General features: G+C 57.3%; 15 protein-coding genes. 8 read left to right on the forward strand and 7 right to left on the reverse strand.

Annotation, left to right across the window (positions count from 1 at the left end; genetic code table 11):
- The first annotated feature begins 142 nt into the window (after positions 1 to 142).
- From VSQ83_RS07340 to brnQ, 6 genes are all read left to right on the forward strand, one after another.
- Complete coding sequence (locus VSQ83_RS07340) at positions 143 to 2,974, forward strand: 2-oxoglutarate dehydrogenase E1 component (RefSeq protein ID WP_019828558.1); 2,832 nt, start codon at positions 143 to 145, stop codon at positions 2,972 to 2,974.
- A gap of 41 nt (positions 2,975 to 3,015) precedes the next feature.
- Positions 3,016 to 4,230 (forward strand): 2-oxoglutarate dehydrogenase complex dihydrolipoyllysine-residue succinyltransferase, encoded by a 1,215-nt coding sequence (odhB, locus tag VSQ83_RS07345; RefSeq protein WP_019828557.1) that lies wholly within the window; start codon positions 3,016 to 3,018, stop codon positions 4,228 to 4,230.
- Positions 4,231 to 4,335: 105 nt separating this feature from the next.
- A complete protein-coding gene (gene lpdA / locus VSQ83_RS07350) occupies positions 4,336 to 5,772 on the forward strand; it encodes a dihydrolipoyl dehydrogenase (RefSeq protein WP_133078139.1) in 1,437 nt (478 codons plus the stop codon).
- A gap of 226 nt (positions 5,773 to 5,998) precedes the next feature.
- On the forward strand, positions 5,999 to 7,165 hold the full coding sequence (gene sucC, locus VSQ83_RS07355; protein WP_133078140.1) for an ADP-forming succinate--CoA ligase subunit beta: 1,167 nt from the start codon (positions 5,999 to 6,001) through the stop codon (positions 7,163 to 7,165).
- Positions 7,165 to 8,046 (forward strand): succinate--CoA ligase subunit alpha, encoded by an 882-nt coding sequence (gene sucD / locus VSQ83_RS07360; RefSeq protein ID WP_019408932.1) that lies wholly within the window; start codon positions 7,165 to 7,167, stop codon positions 8,044 to 8,046. Before sucC ends, sucD begins: the two co-directional genes overlap by 1 nt.
- 386 nt (positions 8,047 to 8,432) lie before the next feature.
- Positions 8,433 to 9,746 (forward strand): branched-chain amino acid transport system II carrier protein, encoded by a 1,314-nt coding sequence (brnQ, locus tag VSQ83_RS07365; RefSeq protein ID WP_133078141.1) that lies wholly within the window; start codon positions 8,433 to 8,435, stop codon positions 9,744 to 9,746.
- A 169-nt stretch (positions 9,747 to 9,915) separates the two neighbouring features.
- On the opposite strand, the gene VSQ83_RS07370 is transcribed toward brnQ, so the two are convergent.
- Positions 9,916 to 10,185, reverse strand: a complete 270-nt coding sequence (locus tag VSQ83_RS07370; protein WP_133078142.1) for a hypothetical protein — start codon at positions 10,183 to 10,185, stop codon at positions 9,916 to 9,918.
- A gap of 233 nt (positions 10,186 to 10,418) precedes the next feature.
- Here VSQ83_RS07370 and htpG point away from each other — a divergent pair, with 233 nt between their 5' ends.
- Entirely contained in the window at positions 10,419 to 12,323 is a 1,905-nt protein-coding gene (gene htpG / locus VSQ83_RS07375; protein ID WP_326425889.1) for a molecular chaperone HtpG, read from the forward strand.
- 58 nt (positions 12,324 to 12,381) lie between these two features.
- Positions 12,382 to 13,110 carry a dienelactone hydrolase family protein gene (locus VSQ83_RS07380; RefSeq protein WP_133078144.1) on the forward strand — a complete coding sequence of 243 codons (729 nt, stop codon included), beginning with the start codon at positions 12,382 to 12,384 and terminating at the stop codon, positions 13,108 to 13,110.
- A 106-nt stretch (positions 13,111 to 13,216) separates the two neighbouring features.
- Here VSQ83_RS07380 and trhP read toward each other — a convergent pair whose 3' ends face one another.
- The 6 genes from trhP to VSQ83_RS07410 all read right to left on the reverse strand — a co-directional run bounded on the left by trhP (position 13,217) and on the right by VSQ83_RS07410 (position 19,433).
- On the reverse strand, positions 13,217 to 14,557 hold the full coding sequence (trhP, locus tag VSQ83_RS07385) for a prephenate-dependent tRNA uridine(34) hydroxylase TrhP (protein ID WP_326425891.1): 1,341 nt from the start codon (positions 14,555 to 14,557) through the stop codon (positions 13,217 to 13,219).
- Between the two features lie 65 nt (positions 14,558 to 14,622).
- A complete protein-coding gene (locus VSQ83_RS07390) occupies positions 14,623 to 15,489 on the reverse strand; it encodes an aldose 1-epimerase (RefSeq protein WP_326425893.1) in 867 nt (288 codons plus the stop codon).
- Between the two features lie 27 nt (positions 15,490 to 15,516).
- Positions 15,517 to 16,431: an EamA family transporter gene (locus VSQ83_RS07395; protein WP_133078147.1), complete on the reverse strand. Its 915-nt coding sequence runs from the start codon at positions 16,429 to 16,431 to the stop codon at positions 15,517 to 15,519.
- Between the two features lie 147 nt (positions 16,432 to 16,578).
- Positions 16,579 to 17,859 carry a TRAP transporter large permease gene (locus VSQ83_RS07400; RefSeq protein ID WP_133078149.1) on the reverse strand — a complete coding sequence of 427 codons (1,281 nt, stop codon included), beginning with the start codon at positions 17,857 to 17,859 and terminating at the stop codon, positions 16,579 to 16,581.
- Positions 17,860 to 18,387 carry a TRAP transporter small permease gene (locus VSQ83_RS07405; protein ID WP_133078150.1) on the reverse strand — a complete coding sequence of 176 codons (528 nt, stop codon included), beginning with the start codon at positions 18,385 to 18,387 and terminating at the stop codon, positions 17,860 to 17,862. It lies immediately after the preceding gene.
- A gap of 62 nt (positions 18,388 to 18,449) precedes the next feature.
- Positions 18,450 to 19,433 (reverse strand): TRAP transporter substrate-binding protein, encoded by a 984-nt coding sequence (locus VSQ83_RS07410; RefSeq protein WP_219261565.1) that lies wholly within the window; start codon positions 19,431 to 19,433, stop codon positions 18,450 to 18,452.
- Positions 19,434 to 19,478: the final 45 nt, after the last annotated feature.

The following is a 19,478-nucleotide window of genomic DNA, read 5'->3' on the forward strand; positions in this document are numbered from 1 at the left end:
TGAGACCAGCAGGGGCATCCGGGCTGGTACCCGGACTATCAGCGTGATCCTAAGTGGCTTGTTTTAGTCGCTGTATTCGGACTTTCTCAAGCATGCTCTGGTGTTCTCGTCGATGGTGTCCCCTAACCGAGGGTGACCAAGCATGCAAGAAAGCGTGATGCAGCGCATGTGGAACAGCGGCTATCTTTCAGGTGGTAACGCTGCCTATGTGGAAGAGCTCTATGAGCTCTACCTGCACGACCCTAACGCTGTGCCAGAAGAATGGCGCACCAAATTTCAGACGTTGCCTACTGACGGCAACTCTGCCAACGATGTTTCGCACTCCACAATCCGCGATCATTTCGTGCTGCTGGCAAAGAACCAGCGCCGCGCCCAACCGGTTTCCGCCGGGAGCGTGAGCAGTGAGCACGAGAAGAAGCAGGTTGAAGTGCTGCGATTGATCCAGGCCTATCGGATGCGCGGCCACCAGGCAGCCCAGCTTGATCCGCTGGGACTGTGGCAGCGTCCTGCACCTGCAGACCTGTCGATCAATCATTACGGCTTGACCAATGCCGATCTTGATACGACCTTCCGTGCCGGCGACCTGTACATCGGCAAAGAGGAAGCGAGCCTACGCGAAATTCTCGAAGCGTTGCAGCAGACATATTGCCGCACCATCGGCGCAGAGTTCACGCACATCGTCGATTCCGAGCAGCGCCACTGGTTTGAACAGCGCCTCGAAAGCGTACGCGGCCGCCCAACGTATTCGGCTGAAGTCAAAGGCCATCTGCTTGAGCGCGTGACTGCTGCTGAAGGTCTGGAAAAGTACCTGGGTACCAAATACCCGGGCACCAAGCGTTTCGGCCTGGAAGGTGGCGAGAGCCTGATTCCTTTGCTGGACGAGCTGATCCAGCGTTCGGGCAACTACGGCACCAAGGAAATCGTTATCGGCATGGCCCACCGTGGCCGTCTGAACGTATTGGTGAACACCTTCGGTAAAAACCCGCGCGAGTTGTTCGACGAGTTCGAAGGCAAGAAAAAGATCGAGCTGGGTTCCGGTGACGTTAAATACCACCAGGGCTTCTCCTCCAACGTCATGACCGGTGGTGGCGAAGTCCACCTGGCAATGGCGTTCAACCCGTCCCACCTGGAAATCGTTTCTCCAGTGGTTGAAGGGTCTGTACGTGCTCGCCAGGACCGTCGTAACGACAGCACCGGCGAAAAAGTACTGCCAATTTCCATCCACGGTGATGCTGCATTCGCAGGTCAGGGCGTGGTCATGGAAACCTTCCAGATGTCGCAAACTCGCGGCTTCAAGACGGGCGGCACCATTCATCTGGTGATCAACAACCAGGTGGGCTTCACCATCAGCAATCCGGAAGACTCGCGCTCCACCGAGTACTGCACGGACGTTGCGAAAATGATCCAGGCCCCGATCCTCCATGTGAATGGTGATGATCCGGAAGCCGTTCTGTTCGTAACCCAGCTGGCTATCGACTACCGCATGCAGTTCAAGCGTGACGTCGTGATCGACCTGTTCTGCTACCGCCGTCGCGGTCACAACGAGGCCGACGAGCCAAACGGTACTCAGCCGCTGATGTATCAGCAGATCGCCAAGCAGCGCACTACCCGTGAACTGTATGCCGAACGTCTGACGCAAGAAAAAGTGGTGGACGCAGAACGCGTTCAGGCCAAGATCGACGAATACCGCAACGCGCTGGACAACGGTCTGCATGTTGTGAAAAGTCTGGTCAAAGAGCCGAACAAAGAGCTGTTCGTAGACTGGCGCCCATACCTGGGTCACGCCTGGACTGCACGTCACGACACCCGTTTTGATCTCAAGACCCTGCAAGAACTGTCTGCCAAGCTGCTGGAGATTCCGGAAGGCTTCGTTGTTCAGCGCCAGGTTGCGAAGATCTACGAAGATCGTCAAAAAATGCAAGCCGGCGGCCTGCCGATCAACTGGGGTTATGCCGAAACAATGGCATACGCAACCCTGCAGTTCGAAGGTCACCCGATTCGCATGACGGGTCAGGACATCGGCCGCGGTACGTTCTCGCACCGTCACGCCGTGCTGCACAACCAGAAAGATGCTGGCACCTACATTCCTCTGAAGCACCTGTTTGAAGGTCAGCCACGTTTTGACCTGTACGACTCGTTGCTGTCGGAAGAAGCGGTATTGGCGTTCGAATACGGCTACTCGACCACCACGCCTAACGCGCTGGTGATCTGGGAAGCCCAGTTCGGCGACTTCGCCAACGGCGCCCAGGTTGTAATCGACCAGTTCATCACCAGCGGCGAGCACAAGTGGGGCCGTCTGTGCGGTCTGACCATGCTGCTGCCACACGGTTATGAAGGCCAGGGCCCGGAGCACTCCTCTGCACGTCTTGAGCGTTACCTGCAGCTGTGCGCCGAGCACAACATTCAGGTGTGCGTGCCGACTACTCCTGCGCAGATTTATCACCTGCTGCGCCGTCAGGTCATCCGTCCGCTGCGCAAGCCGCTGATCGTCCTGACTCCGAAGTCGTTGCTGCGTCACAAATTGGCAATCTCGACCCTGGAAGATCTGGCCGAAGGTTCGTTCCAGACCGTTATTCCGGAAATCGATGCACAAGATCCGGCGAAAGTCGGTCGTATCGTGCTGTGTAGCGGCAAGGTCTACTACGACCTGCTGGAAAAACGCCGTGCCGAAGGTCGTGATGACATCGCCATCGTGCGTCTTGAGCAGCTGTACCCGTTCCCTGAGGACGACTTGATTGAAGTCCTGGCTCCGTACAAAAACGCCAAACATATTGTCTGGTGTCAGGAAGAGCCGATGAACCAGGGTGCCTGGTACTGCAGCCAGCACCACATGCGCCGCATCATCAGCGGTCACGACAAATCTCTCGTACTTGAGTACGCGGGCCGTGACGCTTCTGCTGCACCTGCTTGTGGTTACGCATCGATGCACGCTGAGCAACAGGCAAAACTGTTGCAAGACGCGTTCACTGTTTAACGCCTTCGCGCACTGAAACCGAATTTAAGGAACCAAAGAACATGGCTATCGAGATCAAAGCCCCAACATTTCCGGAATCGGTTGCCGATGGCACCGTTGCCACCTGGCACAAACAACCGGGCGACGCTGTAAAGCGCGACGACCTGATTGTTGACATCGAAACCGACAAGGTTGTGCTGGAAGTGCTGGCAACAGCTGACGGCGTACTGGGCGCTATCGTCAAGAACGAAGGCGACACCGTTCTGTCCGACGAAGTTCTGGGCTCCATCGTTGAAGGCGGCGTTGCTGCTGCACCAGCCGCTGCTGCACCGGCTGCTCAGGCTGCTGCTCCAGCTGGCGAAGGCGAAGACGATCCAGTGGCTGCGCCTGCTGCTCGCAAGATCGCCGAAGAAAACGGTATCAACATTGCTTCCGTTGCCGGTACTGGCAAAGGCGGTCGTGTGACCAAGGAAGACGTAGTTGCCGCTGTTGCTGCCAAAAAGGCCGCGCCTGCTGCTGCGCCTGCCAAGGCTGCCGCACCTGCCGCTGCTGCTCCGGTTTTCGCTGCTGGCGACCGCGTAGAAAAACGCGTTCCAATGACCCGCGTTCGTGCCACCGTGGCCAAGCGTCTGGTTGAAGCTCAATCGAACATGGCGATGCTGACCACTTTCAACGAAGTGGACATGACTGAAATCATGGCACTGCGTTCGAAGTACAAGGACCTGTTCGAGAAGTCGCACAACGGTGTACGTCTGGGCTTCATGTCGTTCTTCGTCAAGGCCGCTACCGAAGCGCTGAAACGCTTCCCGGCGGTCAACGCTTCGATCGACGGTTCCGACATCGTTTACCACGGCTTCGCCGACATCGGTGTTGCTGTATCCAGCGACCGTGGTCTGGTAGTTCCGGTTCTGCGTAACGCCGAACTGATGAGCCTGGCTGAAATCGAAGGCGGCATTGCTGCTTACGGCAAAAAAGCGCGTGACGGCAAACTGTCCATCGACGAAATGACCGGTGGTACGTTCACCATCACTAACGGTGGTACTTTCGGTTCGATGATGTCGACCCCGATCGTTAACCCGCCGCAAGCCGCGATCCTGGGCATGCACAACATCCTTCAGCGTCCAATGGCAATCAACGGTCAGGTCGTAATCCGTCCGATGATGTATTTGGCTCTGTCTTACGATCACCGCTTGATCGATGGCAAAGAAGCTGTAAGTTTCCTGGTAGCAATCAAAAACCTGCTGGAAGACCCGGCTCGTCTGCTGCTGGATATCTAATAGAAGCGGCTGCAAGCTTCAGGTGCCAGGCTGCGAGAAAAAGCAGCTTGGCTTTGGCTTGTAGCGTGCTGCTGACAGCTTGTAGCTAATAGAGGATCTATTTTCATGTCTCAGAAATTTGACGTTGTAGTGATTGGTGCGGGCCCTGGCGGCTACGTTGCTGCCATCAAGGCTGCTCAACTGGGCCTTTCGACTGCTTGCATCGAAAAATACACCGACAAGGAAGGCAAACTGGCGCTGGGCGGTACTTGCCTGAACGTTGGCTGCATTCCATCCAAGGCGCTGCTGGACAGCTCCTGGAAGTACCACGAAGCCAAGGATGCATTTGCCATCCACGGCATCACCACCGGTGAAGTGAAGATGGACGTTGCTGCGATGGTTGGCCGTAAAGCCAACATCGTTAAAGGTCTGACTTCCGGCGTTGCTACCCTGTTCAAGGCTAACGGCGTTACTTCCCTGCAAGGTCACGGCAAACTGCTGGCCGGCAAGAAAGTTGAACTGACCAAGCCAGACGGCACTGTCGAAATCATCGAAGCCGAGAACGTGATTCTGGCTTCGGGCTCGCGTCCGATCGACATTCCACCTGCTCCAGTTGATAACAACGTCATCGTTGATTCGACCGGCGCCCTGGAATTCCAATCCGTACCCAAGCGTCTGGGCGTTATCGGCGCTGGCGTTATCGGTCTGGAACTGGGTTCGGTATGGTCCCGTCTGGGTGCTCAGGTAACGGTTCTGGAAGCTCTGGACACGTTCCTGATGGCTGCTGACGCTGCCGTATCCAAAGAAGCCTACAAAACCCTGACCAAACAAGGTCTGGACATCAAGCTGGGCGCTCGCGTTACCGGTTCCAAGGTTAACGGCGAAGAAGTCGTTGTGACCTACACCGACGCCAACGGCGAACAGACCATCACCTTCGACAAGCTGATCGTAGCCGTTGGTCGCCGTCCGGTGACTACCGAACTGCTGGCAGCTGACAGCGGCGTGACCATCGACGAGCGCGGTTTCGTGTTTGTTGACGATCATTGCGCGACCAGCGTACCGGGCGTTTTCGCCATTGGTGACGTGGTACGTGGCATGATGCTGGCACACAAGGCATCGGAAGAAGGCATCATGGTTGTCGAGCGCATCAAAGGTCACAAGACCGAGATGAACTACGACCTGATTCCATCGGTTATTTACACTCACCCGGAGATCGCGTGGGTCGGTAAAACCGAACAGGCCTTGAAAGCTGAAGGCGTTGAAGTTAACGTCGGCACCTTCCCGTTTGCAGCCAGTGGCCGTGCCATGGCAGCAAACGACACCGGTGGCTTTGTTAAAGTCATCGCTGATGCCAAAACTGACCGCGTACTGGGCGTCCACGTGATTGGCCCGAGCGCAGCAGAGCTGGTTCAGCAAGGCGCGATCGGTATGGAATTCGGCACCAGCGCTGAAGATCTGGGCATGATGGTTTTCTCCCATCCAACCCTGTCTGAAGCCTTGCACGAAGCAGCACTGGCAGTGAATGGCGGCGCCATCCACATTGCCAACCGCAAGAAACGTTAAGACCAGACAATAAGAAACCACGGCGGTTTGCCCGTCGTGAGCCTTGCTAGCAAGCCTCACCGCGGAACTTCCGCCGGACGCAGTCTTGTCTTGTTTGACTCAGGCCCGGCTCCGCTCACGCGGGTGTCGGGCTTGTAAAGGCAGCACAAGCAGCAGTCACAGGTGGTGCGGCACTAATAAAAGTGCAGCGCCGAATGCGCAGTACCTAACGAAGACGGTAAAAAGCATGAATCTTCACGAGTATCAGGGTAAGCAGCTGTTCGCTGAATACGGCCTGCCAGTATCCAAGGGTTATGCAGTAGACACCCCGGAAGCAGCCGCAGAAGCTTGCGACAAAATCGGTGGGACCGAATGGGTTGTCAAAGCCCAGGTTCACGCAGGTGGTCGCGGTAAAGCGGGCGGCGTTAAGCTGGTTCGCAGCAAAGAAGACGCTAAAGCATTCGCACAACAGTGGTTGGGCAAGCGTCTGGTGACTTACCAGACTGATGCCAATGGTCAGCCGGTCACCAAGATCCTGGTTGAATCGTGCACTGATATCGCTAAAGAGCTGTACCTGGGCGCTGTCGTTGACCGTTCCAGCCGTCGTATCGTATTCATGGCTTCCACCGAAGGTGGCGTGGATATCGAGAAGATCGCTCACGACACTCCAGAAAAAATTCTGAAAGCAACTATCGATCCACTGGTTGGCGCTCAGCCATTCCAGGGTCGCGAGTTGGCTTTCCAGTTGGGTCTGGAAGGCAAGCAAGTTACTCAGTTCGCCAAGATCTTCGTAGGTCTGGCCAAACTGTTCAAGGATCACGATCTGGCCCTGCTGGAAGTGAACCCGCTGGTTATCAAGGCTGACGGCGATCTGCACTGCCTCGATGCAAAAATCAACATCGACGCTAACGCCATGTACCGTCAGGCCAAGCTGAAAACTTTCCACGATCCGTCGCAAGACGATCCGCGCGAAGCGCACGCTGCCAAGTTCGAACTGAACTACGTAGCACTGGAAGGCAACATCGGCTGCATGGTAAACGGCGCTGGTCTGGCGATGGGCACCATGGACATCGTTAACCTGCATGGCGGCAAGCCAGCCAACTTCCTCGACGTTGGCGGCGGTGCTACCAAAGAACGCGTTACCGAAGCGTTCAAGATCATCCTGTCCGACAGCAATGTCGCTGCAGTACTGGTCAACATCTTCGGCGGCATCGTTCGTTGCGACATGATTGCCGAAGGCATCATCGGTGCAGTGAAAGAAGTCGGCGTGAAAATCCCGGTGGTTGTTCGCCTTGAAGGCAACAACGCTGAACTGGGCGCTAAAGTACTGGCAGAAAGCGGCTTGAACATCATCGCTGCTACCAGCTTGACCGACGCTGCTCAACAAGTTGTTAAAGCTGCGGAGGGCAAGTAATGAGCGTCCTGATCAATAAAGACACCAAAGTTATCTGCCAGGGCATCACTGGTTCGCAGGGCAGCTTCCACACCCAGCAAGCCATCGAATACGGCACCAAGATGGTTGGTGGCGTTACTCCGGGCAAAGGCGGCACCACTCACCTGGACCTGCCTGTTTTCAACACTGTGAAAGAAGCCGTAGCTGCCACTGGCGCAACCGCCAGCGTTATCTACGTACCGGCTCCTTTCTGCAAGGACTCCATCCTTGAAGCAGCTTTCGGCGGCATCAAGCTGATCGTTTGCATCACTGAAGGCATTCCTACCCTGGACATGCTGGACGCTAAAGTTAAGTGCGACGAACTGGGTGTTACCCTGATCGGCCCTAACTGCCCAGGCGTTATCACTCCAGGCGAATGCAAGATCGGCATCATGCCAGGTCACATTCACTTGCCAGGCAAAGTAGGCATCGTGTCGCGTTCCGGCACCCTGACTTACGAAGCTGTTAAGCAAACTACTGACGCCGGTTTCGGTCAGTCGACTTGCGTAGGCATCGGTGGTGACCCGATCCCTGGTTCCAACTTCATCGACATCCTGAAGTTGTTCCAGGAAGACCCGAAGACCGAAGCGATCGTAATGATCGGTGAGATCGGCGGTTCGGCTGAAGAAGAAGCGGCTGCCTACATCAAGGCACACGTGACCAAGCCAGTTGTTTCCTACATAGCTGGTGTGACTGCCCCTGCTGGCAAGCGCATGGGCCATGCTGGCGCAATCATCTCTGGCGGCAAGGGCACTGCAGACGAGAAGTTTGCTGCTCTGGAAGACGCAGGCGTTAAAACCGTGCGTTCGCTGGCAGACATCGGCAAGGCTCTGTCCGAGCTGACTGGCTGGGCAATCAAATAAGCCACGCGCTTAGCTGATAGCTACACCAGACAAAGGCCACCTTCGGGTGGCCTTTGTGCGTTCTGGCAGAAGTGTTTGTAACCGCCGCCGAAGGAACGAGGCAGCGCCTACCCAATCGCGGCAGTCCCAACGCTGCAAAACCACATCAAATCAATTTTCGATGTCATCCAGGCGACAACTGCGTTCGTTCATCGGACAGTCCGCCCTCTAACAGTGCGTTGTAGGAAAAAAATCGGTAATCTTGCCGCCATTCTGCATTTCTGCGTGTGCATCCCAAAAGGAAGCCGCGCGCTAGACGGGTCGGACTTATACAGACCGACAGCATTTCCCACATCCGCACGGGAAATTCCCCTCTAATTCCGATTCAGTAGTGTGGTATTTCCGTAATGAAAGTATTGAAAGGCCAGGACATCCTGGCACTTGGGTTTATGACTTTTGCCCTGTTCGTTGGGGCTGGCAACATCATTTTCCCGCCAATCGTTGGCCTGCAGGCTGGACCTAACGTCTGGATGGCCGCATTGGGCTTCCTGATCACCGCGGTAGGTCTGCCGGTGGTCACTGTTATTGCGCTCGCCAAGGTTGGCGGCGGAATGGACGCACTGAGCAGCCCGATCGGTAAAGTGGCTGGCGGCTTGCTCGCGGCTGTGGCCTATCTGGCTGTTGGTCCGTTGTTCGCCACCCCGCGTACCGCCACCGTATCCTTCGAGGTCGGTCTGGCGCCGTTGACGGGTGAAAGCCCGCTGGCGCTGTTCTTGTACAGCTCGGTGTACTTCCTGATTGTGTTCTTCGTTTCGCTGTATCCGGGTCGTCTGCTCGACACGGTAGGGCGCTTCCTTGCACCGTTGAAGATCATCGCACTGGCGATTCTCGGTATTGCCGCTGTTGCCTTGCCTGCGGGTGATATTGGCGTTGCGACCCCTGAATACGTCGCCGCACCCTTCTCTCAAGGGTTTATCAATGGCTACCTGACCATGGATACCCTGGGCGCGCTGGTGTTCGGCATTGTGATCGTGAACGCCATTCGCTCCCGTGGGGTTGAGTCACCGAAGCTGATTACCCGTTACGCAATCATTGCCGGCCTGATCGCCGGTGTTGGCCTTGCGCTGGTCTACATCAGCCTGTTCCGCCTGGGGGCGGGCAGCCATGAAGTGGCGGCGGGCGCAACCAATGGCGCGGCAGTACTGCACGCCTATGTACAGCATACGTTCGGTTCCCTGGGCAGCGGCTTCCTGGCTGTACTGATTGCCCTGGCTTGCCTGGTAACGGCGGTGGGCCTGACGTGCGCCTGTGCTGAATACTTCAGCACGGTGTTGCCACTGTCTTACAAGACTCTGGTGATTATCCTTGCGGTGTTCTCGCTGGCCGTGTCGAACCTTGGTCTGACGCAGTTGATCGCCTTCTCCATCCCGCTGCTGACGGCGATTTACCCGCCGTGCATCGTGCTGGTGGCGTTGAGTTTCTGCAAAGGCCTGTGGCATGCCCAGGCGCGGATCGTGGGTCCGGTGATGCTGGTGTCGTTCATCTTCGGTTCGATCGATGCGCTCAAAGGTGCAGGCCTGGCTGGCTGGATTCCTAGCCAGCTTGCGAATATGCCCTTCAGCGACCAAGGTTTGGCGTGGCTGGTGCCATGCCTCGTGACCTTGGTGGGCGCATTTATTTGCGACCGTCTGCTGGGCAAGCGTGCTGAAGCACTCGCGTAATTATTCGGTTCGCCAAAAGCGTTCCTGAATACCTGAAAAAGCCCTGCATCTCACGGATGCAGGGCTTTTTTATGGCGCTGTGTTCGGGTATCGAAGCAAGAAATCTTGAGCCCGGGACACAACAAAGCCCGCACTTGGCGGGCTTTGTGTTACCTCACAAAAAGCCGTATTACTTGCTTTCTGGAGTTGCCACTGGAGCAGCAGGAGTAGCAGGAGCGGCTTCTTCAGCGGCGGCTTTGTTGGACTCGGCCTGAGCTTTGGCAGCTTCGGCGTTTTCTTTCGCCGCGTCGTTCACTTTGTCCTGGGCTTCAGACATTTTTTCTTGAGCTTGCTCAGCGTGCTGAGTGGCTTCCTGGGCTTTATCTTCGGACTTCTTGTCACACGCAGCCAGACCAAGGGTGGCAGCCAGCATCAAGGCAACAGCAAAAGTATTACGCATGGGGTGTTTCTCCTTATGAGTAGATCTACGGGGCGTTTGAGCATTGGCTCAATGCTTAAGTTCCATGCTTTCAGACATATATAAGTAAAGCATCCTAGGTCGAAACGGCTGGTAAAAAACCGATGCCTTGCCATCAGGCCTTGAAATTTGAACCTGAGCCCCCAACTTTCATGACATCCCGCCGCCAACCCACTAGGGCGTGGCTCATGCCATCCAATCGGAGTTTGATAACAATGAGCGTGGAAACTCAAAAAGAAACCCTGGGCTTCCAGACCGAGGTCAAGCAACTGCTGCACCTCATGATCCATTCGCTGTACTCCAACAAGGAAATTTTCCTTCGCGAATTGATCTCGAACGCCTCTGATGCTGTCGACAAATTACGTTTTGAAGCACTGTCCAAGCCTGAGCTGCTGGAGGGCGGTGCCGATCTTAAAATCCGTGTGACCTTCGACAAGGACGCCAACACCGTCACCCTCGAAGACAACGGTATCGGTATGAACCGTGATGACGTGATCACCCACTTGGGTACGATTGCGAAATCCGGCACAGCTGATTTCATGAAAAACCTGACAGGCGATCAGAAGAAAGACTCGCACCTGATCGGTCAGTTCGGTGTGGGCTTCTATTCCGCCTTTATCGTCGCCGACAAGGTTGACGTCTACAGCCGCCGTGCCGGGACTCCTGCCAGCGAAGGCGTGCACTGGTCCTCCAGGGGCGAAGGCGAGTTTGAAGTTGCCACCGTCGAAAAAGCTGATCGCGGCACCAAGATTGTTATGCACCTGAAGTCCGGCGAATCCGAGTTCGCTGACGGCTGGCGCTTGCGCAACATCATCAAGAAGTACTCCGACCATATCGCCTTGCCGATCGAGCTGCCTAAAGAGCAAACCGTTGCCGAAGGCGAAGAAACACCTGCGCTGGAATGGGAAACCGTTAACCGCGCAAGTGCCCTGTGGACTCGCCCTCGTACTGAAGTCAAGGACGAGGAATACCAGGAGTTCTACAAGCACATTGCCCACGATTACGAGAACCCGCTGGCCTGGAGCCACAACAAGGTTGAAGGCAAGCTGGAATACAGCTCGCTGCTCTACGTGCCGGCACGTGCGCCATTCGACCTGTACCAGCGTGAAGCGCCTAAAGGCCTGAAGCTGTACGTACAGCGTGTATTCGTGATGGACCAGGCCGAGTCGTTCCTGCCTCTGTACCTGCGCTTCATCAAGGGCGTGATCGACTCCAACGACCTGTCGCTGAACGTGTCGCGGGAAATCCTGCAAAAAGACCCGATCATCGACTCGATGAAGACCGCGCTGACCAAGCGTGTACTCGACATGCTGGAAAAACTGGCGAAGAACGAGCCTGAGAAATACCAGGGCTTCTGGAAAAACTTCGGCCAGGTGATGAAAGAAGGCCCGGCTGAAGATTTCGCCAACAAGGAAAAAATCGCCGGTCTGCTGCGTTTCGCTTCGACCCATGGTGACGACGGCGAACAAAACGTTTCTCTGGTCGACTACCTGGCTCGCGCCAAGGAAGGTCAGGACAAGATCTACTACCTGACCGGCGAAACCTACGCGCAGGTCAAAAACAGCCCACACCTCGAAGTCTTCCGCAAGAAAGGCATCGAAGTCCTGCTGTTGACCGACCGTATCGACGAGTGGCTGATGAGCTACCTCAGCGATTTCGACGGCAAGAGCTTTGTGGACGTTGCACGCGGCGACCTCGATCTGGGCAACCTGGACTCCGAAGAGGACAAGAAAGCTGCAGAAGAAGTGGCCAAGGCCAAAGAAGGTCTGGTTGAACGCATCAAGGCAGCCCTGGGTGAAAGCGTCAGCGAAGTGCGTGTATCCCACCGTCTGACTGATTCCCCGGCGATTCTGGCCATCGGCGAGCAGGACCTGGGCATGCAAATGCGTCAGATCCTGGAAGCTAGCGGTCAGAAAGTGCCTGAGTCCAAGCCTATCTTCGAGTTCAACCCGGCTCACCCGCTGATCGAGAAACTCGATGCAGAGCAGAGCGAAGAGCGTTTTGGCGACCTGTCGCACATCCTCTTCGATCAGGCGGCCCTGGCAGCCGGTGACAGTTTGAAAGACCCTGCGGCTTATGTCCGTCGGCTTAACAAATTGTTAGTAGAGTTGTCGGTCTAACCGCGCTATAAAAACCCGCTTCGGCGGGTTTTTTTTGTTTTGAGCTCAGGAGTTTTTAATGAAATCAATTACGGTCAGTTCTGTGGCCTATCAAATCGACGGCCAACCTTACGAAGGCCGCCTCGCGTTTGACCCGAGCCGAGAAGATCCACTGCCGGGCTTGCTGATGGCGCCTAACTGGATGGGCATCAGTGCGGGTGCCGAAGAGATCGCCAAGTCGGTTGCAGAGCAAGGCTACGTGGTACTGATCGCGGATTTGTACGGCCAGGCCATCCGTCCGGGCAATGCCGACGAGGCGGGCGCTGCAATGATGCCGCTCAAGAATGACCGCGCCCTGTTGCGCAAGCGGATGTGGGCAGCGTACGACATGCTGAAAAATCAGGGCCTGGCCCAGGTCGACAGCAACAAGCTGGCCACCTTTGGCTTCTGTTTTGGCGGCTGCTGCTCACTTGAACTGGCGCGCAGCGGTGCACCACTTCAAGCGGCGGTGTCCTTCCACGGCAACCTCGACACGCCCAATCCGATCGATGCCCAGAGCATCAAGGGTGCGGTGCTGGTGTTGCACGGCGCTTCTGATCCGTTGGTGCCAAACGAACAGCTACCGGTTTTTGAGGCCGAGATGAATGCGGCAAGCGTGGACTGGCAATTGACCAGCTACGGCGGCGCGGTGCATTCCTTCACCGATCCCCACGCCAATGTGCCGGGCAAGATGATGTACGACGCCAAAACTTCCAGCCGTGCCTTTACGGCGATGCACAACCTGCTGGATGAAGTGTTCCGCGATTAATCGCAATCACCCAGTCTGTGGGAGCGGGCTTGCTCGCGATGCTGACGGCTCGGTCGTCAGACAAAACCGGGCGATGCTCTCGCGAGCAAGCCGGCTCCCACAGCGCTCACGCCGAGCGCTCCATCACTTCACTTACCGTCAAGTCCCGCATCAACAACCCGTACTTCAAGTCCACCTGCTCGGGGATCGGCAGGTACACCGTGTGGCCGTCACCCGGTGCAACCTGGGTCGGCAAGCCCGCGCTGTTGTGTAACCGGTCGAGATCAAAATGGTAGTTGCCGTGGGGGGTCATCAACTCCAGATGGTCACCCAGGGCAAAGCGGTTTTTGACTTTGACCTCGGCCAGGCCGTTGCGCCGTTCGCCGGTCAACTCCCCGACAAACTGCTGGCGGTGCGACAGCGAGCTGCCATGCAGGTAGTTTTGATATTCATCGTGGACATGGCGCCGCAAAAATCCTTCGGTGTAACCGCGCTGGGCCAGTGACTCCAGGTCCGTCATCAGGCTGCGGTCAAACTCACGGCCTGCCACCGCATCATCAATCGCCTTGCGATACACCTGAGTCGCCCGCGCACAGTAGAAGTGCGACTTGGTTCGGCCCTCGATTTTCAGCGAGTGCACGCCCATCCCGGTCAGCCGCGCCACATGCTGTACGGCGCGCAGATCCTTGGAGTTCATGATGTAAGTGCCGTGCTCGTCTTCGAACGCCGTCATCTGTTCGTCCGGGCGTTGGGCCTCGTTGAGCACGAACACTTCGTCGGTGGGCGCACCCACCCCCAGGGTCGGCTCGACCACATTGACGATATTGCCCAGTTCGTTTTCCGTGGCCGGTTTGGTGTCGTATTTCCAGCGGCAGGCATTGGTGCAACTGCCTTGATTGGCGTCGCGCTTGTTCATGTAGCCCGACAACAGGCAGCGCCCCGAGTAGGCCATGCACAATGCGCCGTGGACGAAGATCTCCAGTTCCATGTCCGGTACTTGTTGGCGAATCTCTTCAATCTCTTCCAGCGACAGCTCGCGGGACAGGATGATCCGGCTCAGGCCTTGCTGGCGCCAGAACTCGACACTGGCCCAGTTGACCGTATTGGCTTGTACCGACAAATGAATCGGGACATGGGGGAAGTTTTTGCGCACCAGCATGATCAGCCCCGGGTCGGACATGATCAGGGCATCCGGGCCCATGGCGATTACCGGTTCCAGATCCTTGAGGAACGTGCGCAGCTTGGCGTTGTGGGGGGCAATATTGACCACCACGTAAAAGCGTTTGCCCTGCGCCTGGGCTTCGGCGATCCCGATGGCCAGATTGGCGTGGTCGAATTCGTTATTGCGTACCCGCAAGCTGTAGCGCGGCTGGCCTGCATACACCGCGTCGGCGCCATAGGCGAAGGCGTATCGCATGTTTTTGAGGGTGCCGGCAGGGGCGAGGAGTTCGGGCGGTGCAAGGCGCATAGTCAGGTCATTCGCAAAAAGGCGCGATATTAATCGAGCCTGAGTGCGGGATTATTGACCTGGATCTATGGGTTGAGTTTGAAGCTGACACTGATGTTCGCTGATTGGCCCTTATGCAATAACGTCAGCCCGGGGTGGCCGGGCAGGTGATGGGCATTGACCGGGTGGCTGACGGGTTCGAAGCAGAAAAAGTCCTCTCCCGGCGGGCAATACACCAGGCAGTAAGGGCTGCCCGTTGCCTGACAGCCCAGCGTATAGCCCAGGTCCGGCTGGCTGATCACTGCGTTGCCATCCCACTCGGTGAAACAATTGTCGAGCCGGGTTTGCGGCAAGGCGTTGCTCTGGTTGAAGTCCCATTCGATCGGCAGGGGCGCAAGCTCCGTGGGCAGGCCCTGGTCATCGCACAGCCAGACCTGAGCAGACTTTGCCTGCAATCGTGTGTTGGCGGTGCGTGGCAGATACGGGTGTAGCCCCAGGCCATGCCAGGCCGCGTGCTCGTCCTGATGGGTCACGCTCAGCTCGATACGCAGTTGGCCGTCGCTCAGGCTGTAACGCAGTTGCGCACGGTAGGCAAAGGGGACGGTGCTGTCGAGTTGCAGGCAGGCATGGTGCGGGCTGTGTTCGGTCACGCTCCAGGTCTGCTGCCATGCACTGCCGTGGATGGGCAGCAGGCCTGGAGGATTGTTGGGCTGCAAGGCGAACCAATGGCCTGCGCCTTCGAAGCCTCCATCCCCGATCCGGTTCGACCAGGGCACCAGTGGATAACAGGCCAGCTGGTTGGCCGAGTTGCTGTCCAGGGCATCGGCTGCACTTGGGCGAAACAAGGGCTGGCCGCTGGCAATGATGCTCCAGTCAAGAATGCTGCCGCCTATGTGCGGTGCCAGAGTCAGACGGGTCAGGCCGTCTTCAAGGGTCAATGTTTCTGTGGGCATGGGGCTCTACCGTTAGGGAATGACAGATCAATCGGTGGCACGGCGCCAGGTCAGCATCACGATACCCGCGACCACGATCAGGCCGCCGATGATTTGGCCGCTGCTGAGCAATTGGTCCAGGATCAGCCAGCCAAACAGCAGGCTTGCCACTGGCTCAACGTTCATTACGGGTGCGTTGCGGGCCATGTTCAGGCGCGTCATGCAGATAAACAACAGGCAGAACCCTAGTCCATAAAGCGCCACCAGGCAGGCCAGAGCTGTCCAGCCGGTGGACGAGGAGGGCAGCGACACGCCGCCGGGCAGCACACCGCTGACCCCGGCCAGGGCCGCTGCGCAAAATACAATCAGCATGGTCAGCATGCTGCGCACCGTGCCACGCAGGCTCGACAGCTTGTGATCGGTAATCCAGAGCGCACAGGCGAACACGGAGGCCGCGGCGAACCCGAACAGAATGCCTTCGAGCCATTGCGCTTCGGTGGTGCCCTGGTTGGACAGGCGCTCGGGGACGTCCAGAGCAAAGACCAGGCCGCACATGATCAACCCCATGAGCAGCGCCGCTCGCCGTGTCGGGGCTGCACCTCCCAGGGCCCAGGTCAGCAGCACCAGCAGGATCGGCGCCACGTTGGCAATCAACAGCGCCAGTGCCACAGGAATCCGTGCCACGGCCGAATAGATAAAGAAACTTTGGGCCGCGATCAGCAGCCCCAGCAGCACTTGCCAGCGCCAGTTGGCAGGGGTCAGGCGCGGGCGTTCGCGTTGCCACAGCACCAGGCTGGTCAACACCAGCAAGGTCACGCCAGCGCGGCACAGAATGGCCAGTAACAGGCCTGTGTCGTGATCGAAGGCGATGCGGGCGGCGATGTGGTTGCCCGCGAATGCGCAGGCCAGCAGGACCAGAATCAACACGGCGATATGGCGGGGGAACAAAGCAGGAGCAGACATAAGTAACCAGCCTCCTTGGCTGGAAATAAAGCCTCTTGGATAAGCATTGTGGGAGCGGGCTTGCTCGTGATGGGAACGCTGCGGTGTATCAGTTACACCGCGTCGTCTGCATCGCAAGCAAGCCCGCTCCCACGGGCAGGGGACGGGTTATAGCACCAGGCTTGGCAACCACAGCGAGATGGCCGGAACGTAGGTCACCAGCATCAGCACCATGAACAGCGCCACGTAGAACGGCAGCAAGGCTTTAACCGTGTTTTCGATAGTGACTTTACCCACGGCAGCGCCCACGAACAGCACTGCGCCTACCGGCGGTGTAATCAGTCCGATCCCCAGGTTGACCAGCATGATCATGCCGAAATGCACGGGATCAACGCCGATACCGATGATCACGGGCAGCAGGATTGGCGTAAGTATCAGAATCAGTGGCGCCATGTCCATCACGGTGCCCAGTAGCAGCAACATGACGTTGATGCACATCAGGATCACGTAACGGTTATCCGACAGCGTCAGGAACGCTGTGGTGATCTTCATCGGGATTTCCATCAGCGTCAGGATGTAACCGAAGCTGGCTGCAAAACCGATAAGGATCATCACGATGGAAATGGTGCGTACCGCCCGGTGCATCAGCTTGGGCAGGTCGCGCCATTTGTAGTCGCGATAAATGAACATGGTGACAAAGAACGACCAGACCACCGCAACGGCTGCCGACTCGGTGGCGGTGAAGATGCCTGTCAGGATGCCGCCGAGGATGATGACCATGGCCATCAGGCCCCACATCGCTTCACCGGCGATTTTCAGCGCCCGGCGCAGCGGAATCACTTCACCCTTGGGGTAGTTGCGCTTGCGCGCAAAGATCATGCACAGGCCCATCATCACGGCGCTGAGCAGCAATCCCGGCATGATGCCCGCCATGAACAGCGAAGCGATCGACACCGTACCGCCAGCGGCCAGCGAGTACAGCACCGAGTTGTGGCTCGGCGGTGTGAGCAAGGCTTGTACCGAACCGCTGACCGTCACTGCCGTGGAGAACTCGCGGGGGTAGCCGGCACGCTCCATCTCCGGAATCAGTACCGAGCCTACCGACGCCGTGTCAGCCACAGATGAGCCGGAAATCGCACCGAAAAAGGTTGAAGCCACGATGTTGACCAGTGACAGCCCGCCCCGTACGAAGCCCACCAACACCCCGGCAAATGCCACCAGCCGGCGTGACATGCCCCCTTCGGCCATGATCGCCCCCGCCAGTACGAAGAACGGGATAGCCAGCAGGGAGAATTTATTCACGCCCCCAGCCACCTGGATCATCAGGGCGTCGAACGGGATATCGATCCACCAGGCGCCGACCAGTGCCGACAGGCCCAGCGCATAGGCGACCGGCATGCCGAGAAGGATCAGGGCGATAAAGCTGCCCAACAATACGAAAGCGTCCATTTATACGGCCTCTTCGCTGGCTTCTACGATGTCGAACCGCACGGCACGGCGGTGGCTTTGGTCGCCCAGGAACAGTTTTTCCAGGACGAAGCAAAGGGTTATCAGGCCGCCAACAGGGATAGGTAAATAGGAGATGCCAACCCGCACGGACGGCATCTCACCAATGAACTGATTCCAGGTGGTCGCACACAATTTGAACCCCTTCACGGTCATGAACAGACAGACCATCACCATCAGTATTTGCACCAGCACGGCGACCTTGGGGCGGATGTGCCTGGGCATCCGTTCCACGGCCATCGCCACGGCCATATGGGCCCCGGCGCGGTAACTGGCGGCGGCCCCGAAGAAGGTGAATACCACCATCAATAAAATGGCGGTGGGCTCGGGCCAACTGGAGCCGGTCCCCAGCACGTAGCGGGCAAAGATGCCCCATGGAATGATCAGGGTCATGGTCAGTACCGACAGGCCGGCAATCCCGATACACACCCGGTACAACATGTCGTTAAAGCGCAGCACGGTATTTTTCATGGGGCTCACCACTGCGGCGGAAAACGGGCTTGAGCCCGTCACCGCGGCATTATCGGACTGACTTATTGAACGGCTTCAATACGGGAGATCAGGTCTTTGTAGTCAGCGCCATACTTGTCACGCACCGGCTGAGTCGCGTCGTAGAAGGCTTTTTTCTGCTCAGGCGTGAGGGTGATGAACTCAACACCACCGGCCTTGAGTTTGGTGACGCTTTCGGCGGATTTTTTGTCCCACAACTCGCGCTCTTCAAACTGCGCCTCGCGGGCAAGTTTCTGCACCAGGGCTTGTTGCTCCGGGTTGAGCTTTGTCCAGGTGGATTTGGCGATCACGATCGGCTCGGGCAGGATCAGGTGATCGGTCCAGGTGAAGTACTTGGCGTTCTGGTAGTGGTTGTGTTCAAGAAAGGTAGGCGGGTTGTTCTCTGCGCCATCGATCACGCCGGTCTGGAGGGCGCTGAAGATCTCGCCGGTGGCCATGCCGATACCATTGCCGCCCATGTCGTTGATGGTCTGGATAAATACCGGGTTGCCCTGGACGCGGATTTTCATGCCCTTGAGGTCGGCAATTTCGCGTACGGGCTTCTTGGTGTACAGGTTGCGGGTTCCGCCATCCATCCAGGCCAGCGCGACCATGTTGAAGTCGGAGTTGGTGATTTTATCCAGCATCTCCTGGCCAATTTCACCGTCGATGATTTTGCGCATGTGGGCCTGGTCGCGGAACACGAACGGCAGGTTGAACGCGTTGGTTTCCGGCACGACCGGCCCGAGGATGCCCAGGCTGACACGGGTCATCTGTATCGCGCCGGACTGGAGTTGCTCGACCACCTCTTTCTCGGAGCCCAGCACGCCACCGGCAAACATCTTGAAGGAAATATCGCCGTTACTCTGGGTCTGAAGCTTCTTGCCCATTTCCTGTTCAGCGACCACAGGCGGATAGCCAGTGGGGTGAACCTCGGCGAATTTGATTTTGATTTCGGCCTGGGCCATGCCTGAGAGGCAGAAAGCCAGCGGGAGCGCAGCGATAAGCAAGGTGCGTTTGAAATCCATGGGTCACTCCACATATTGTTTTTGTTATTTAAAGGTGTTGGATCA

Source organism: Pseudomonas sp. DSV-1, assembly GCF_035830915.1.
In the GTDB taxonomy this organism is placed as follows: Bacteria; Pseudomonadota; Gammaproteobacteria; order Pseudomonadales; family Pseudomonadaceae; genus Aquipseudomonas.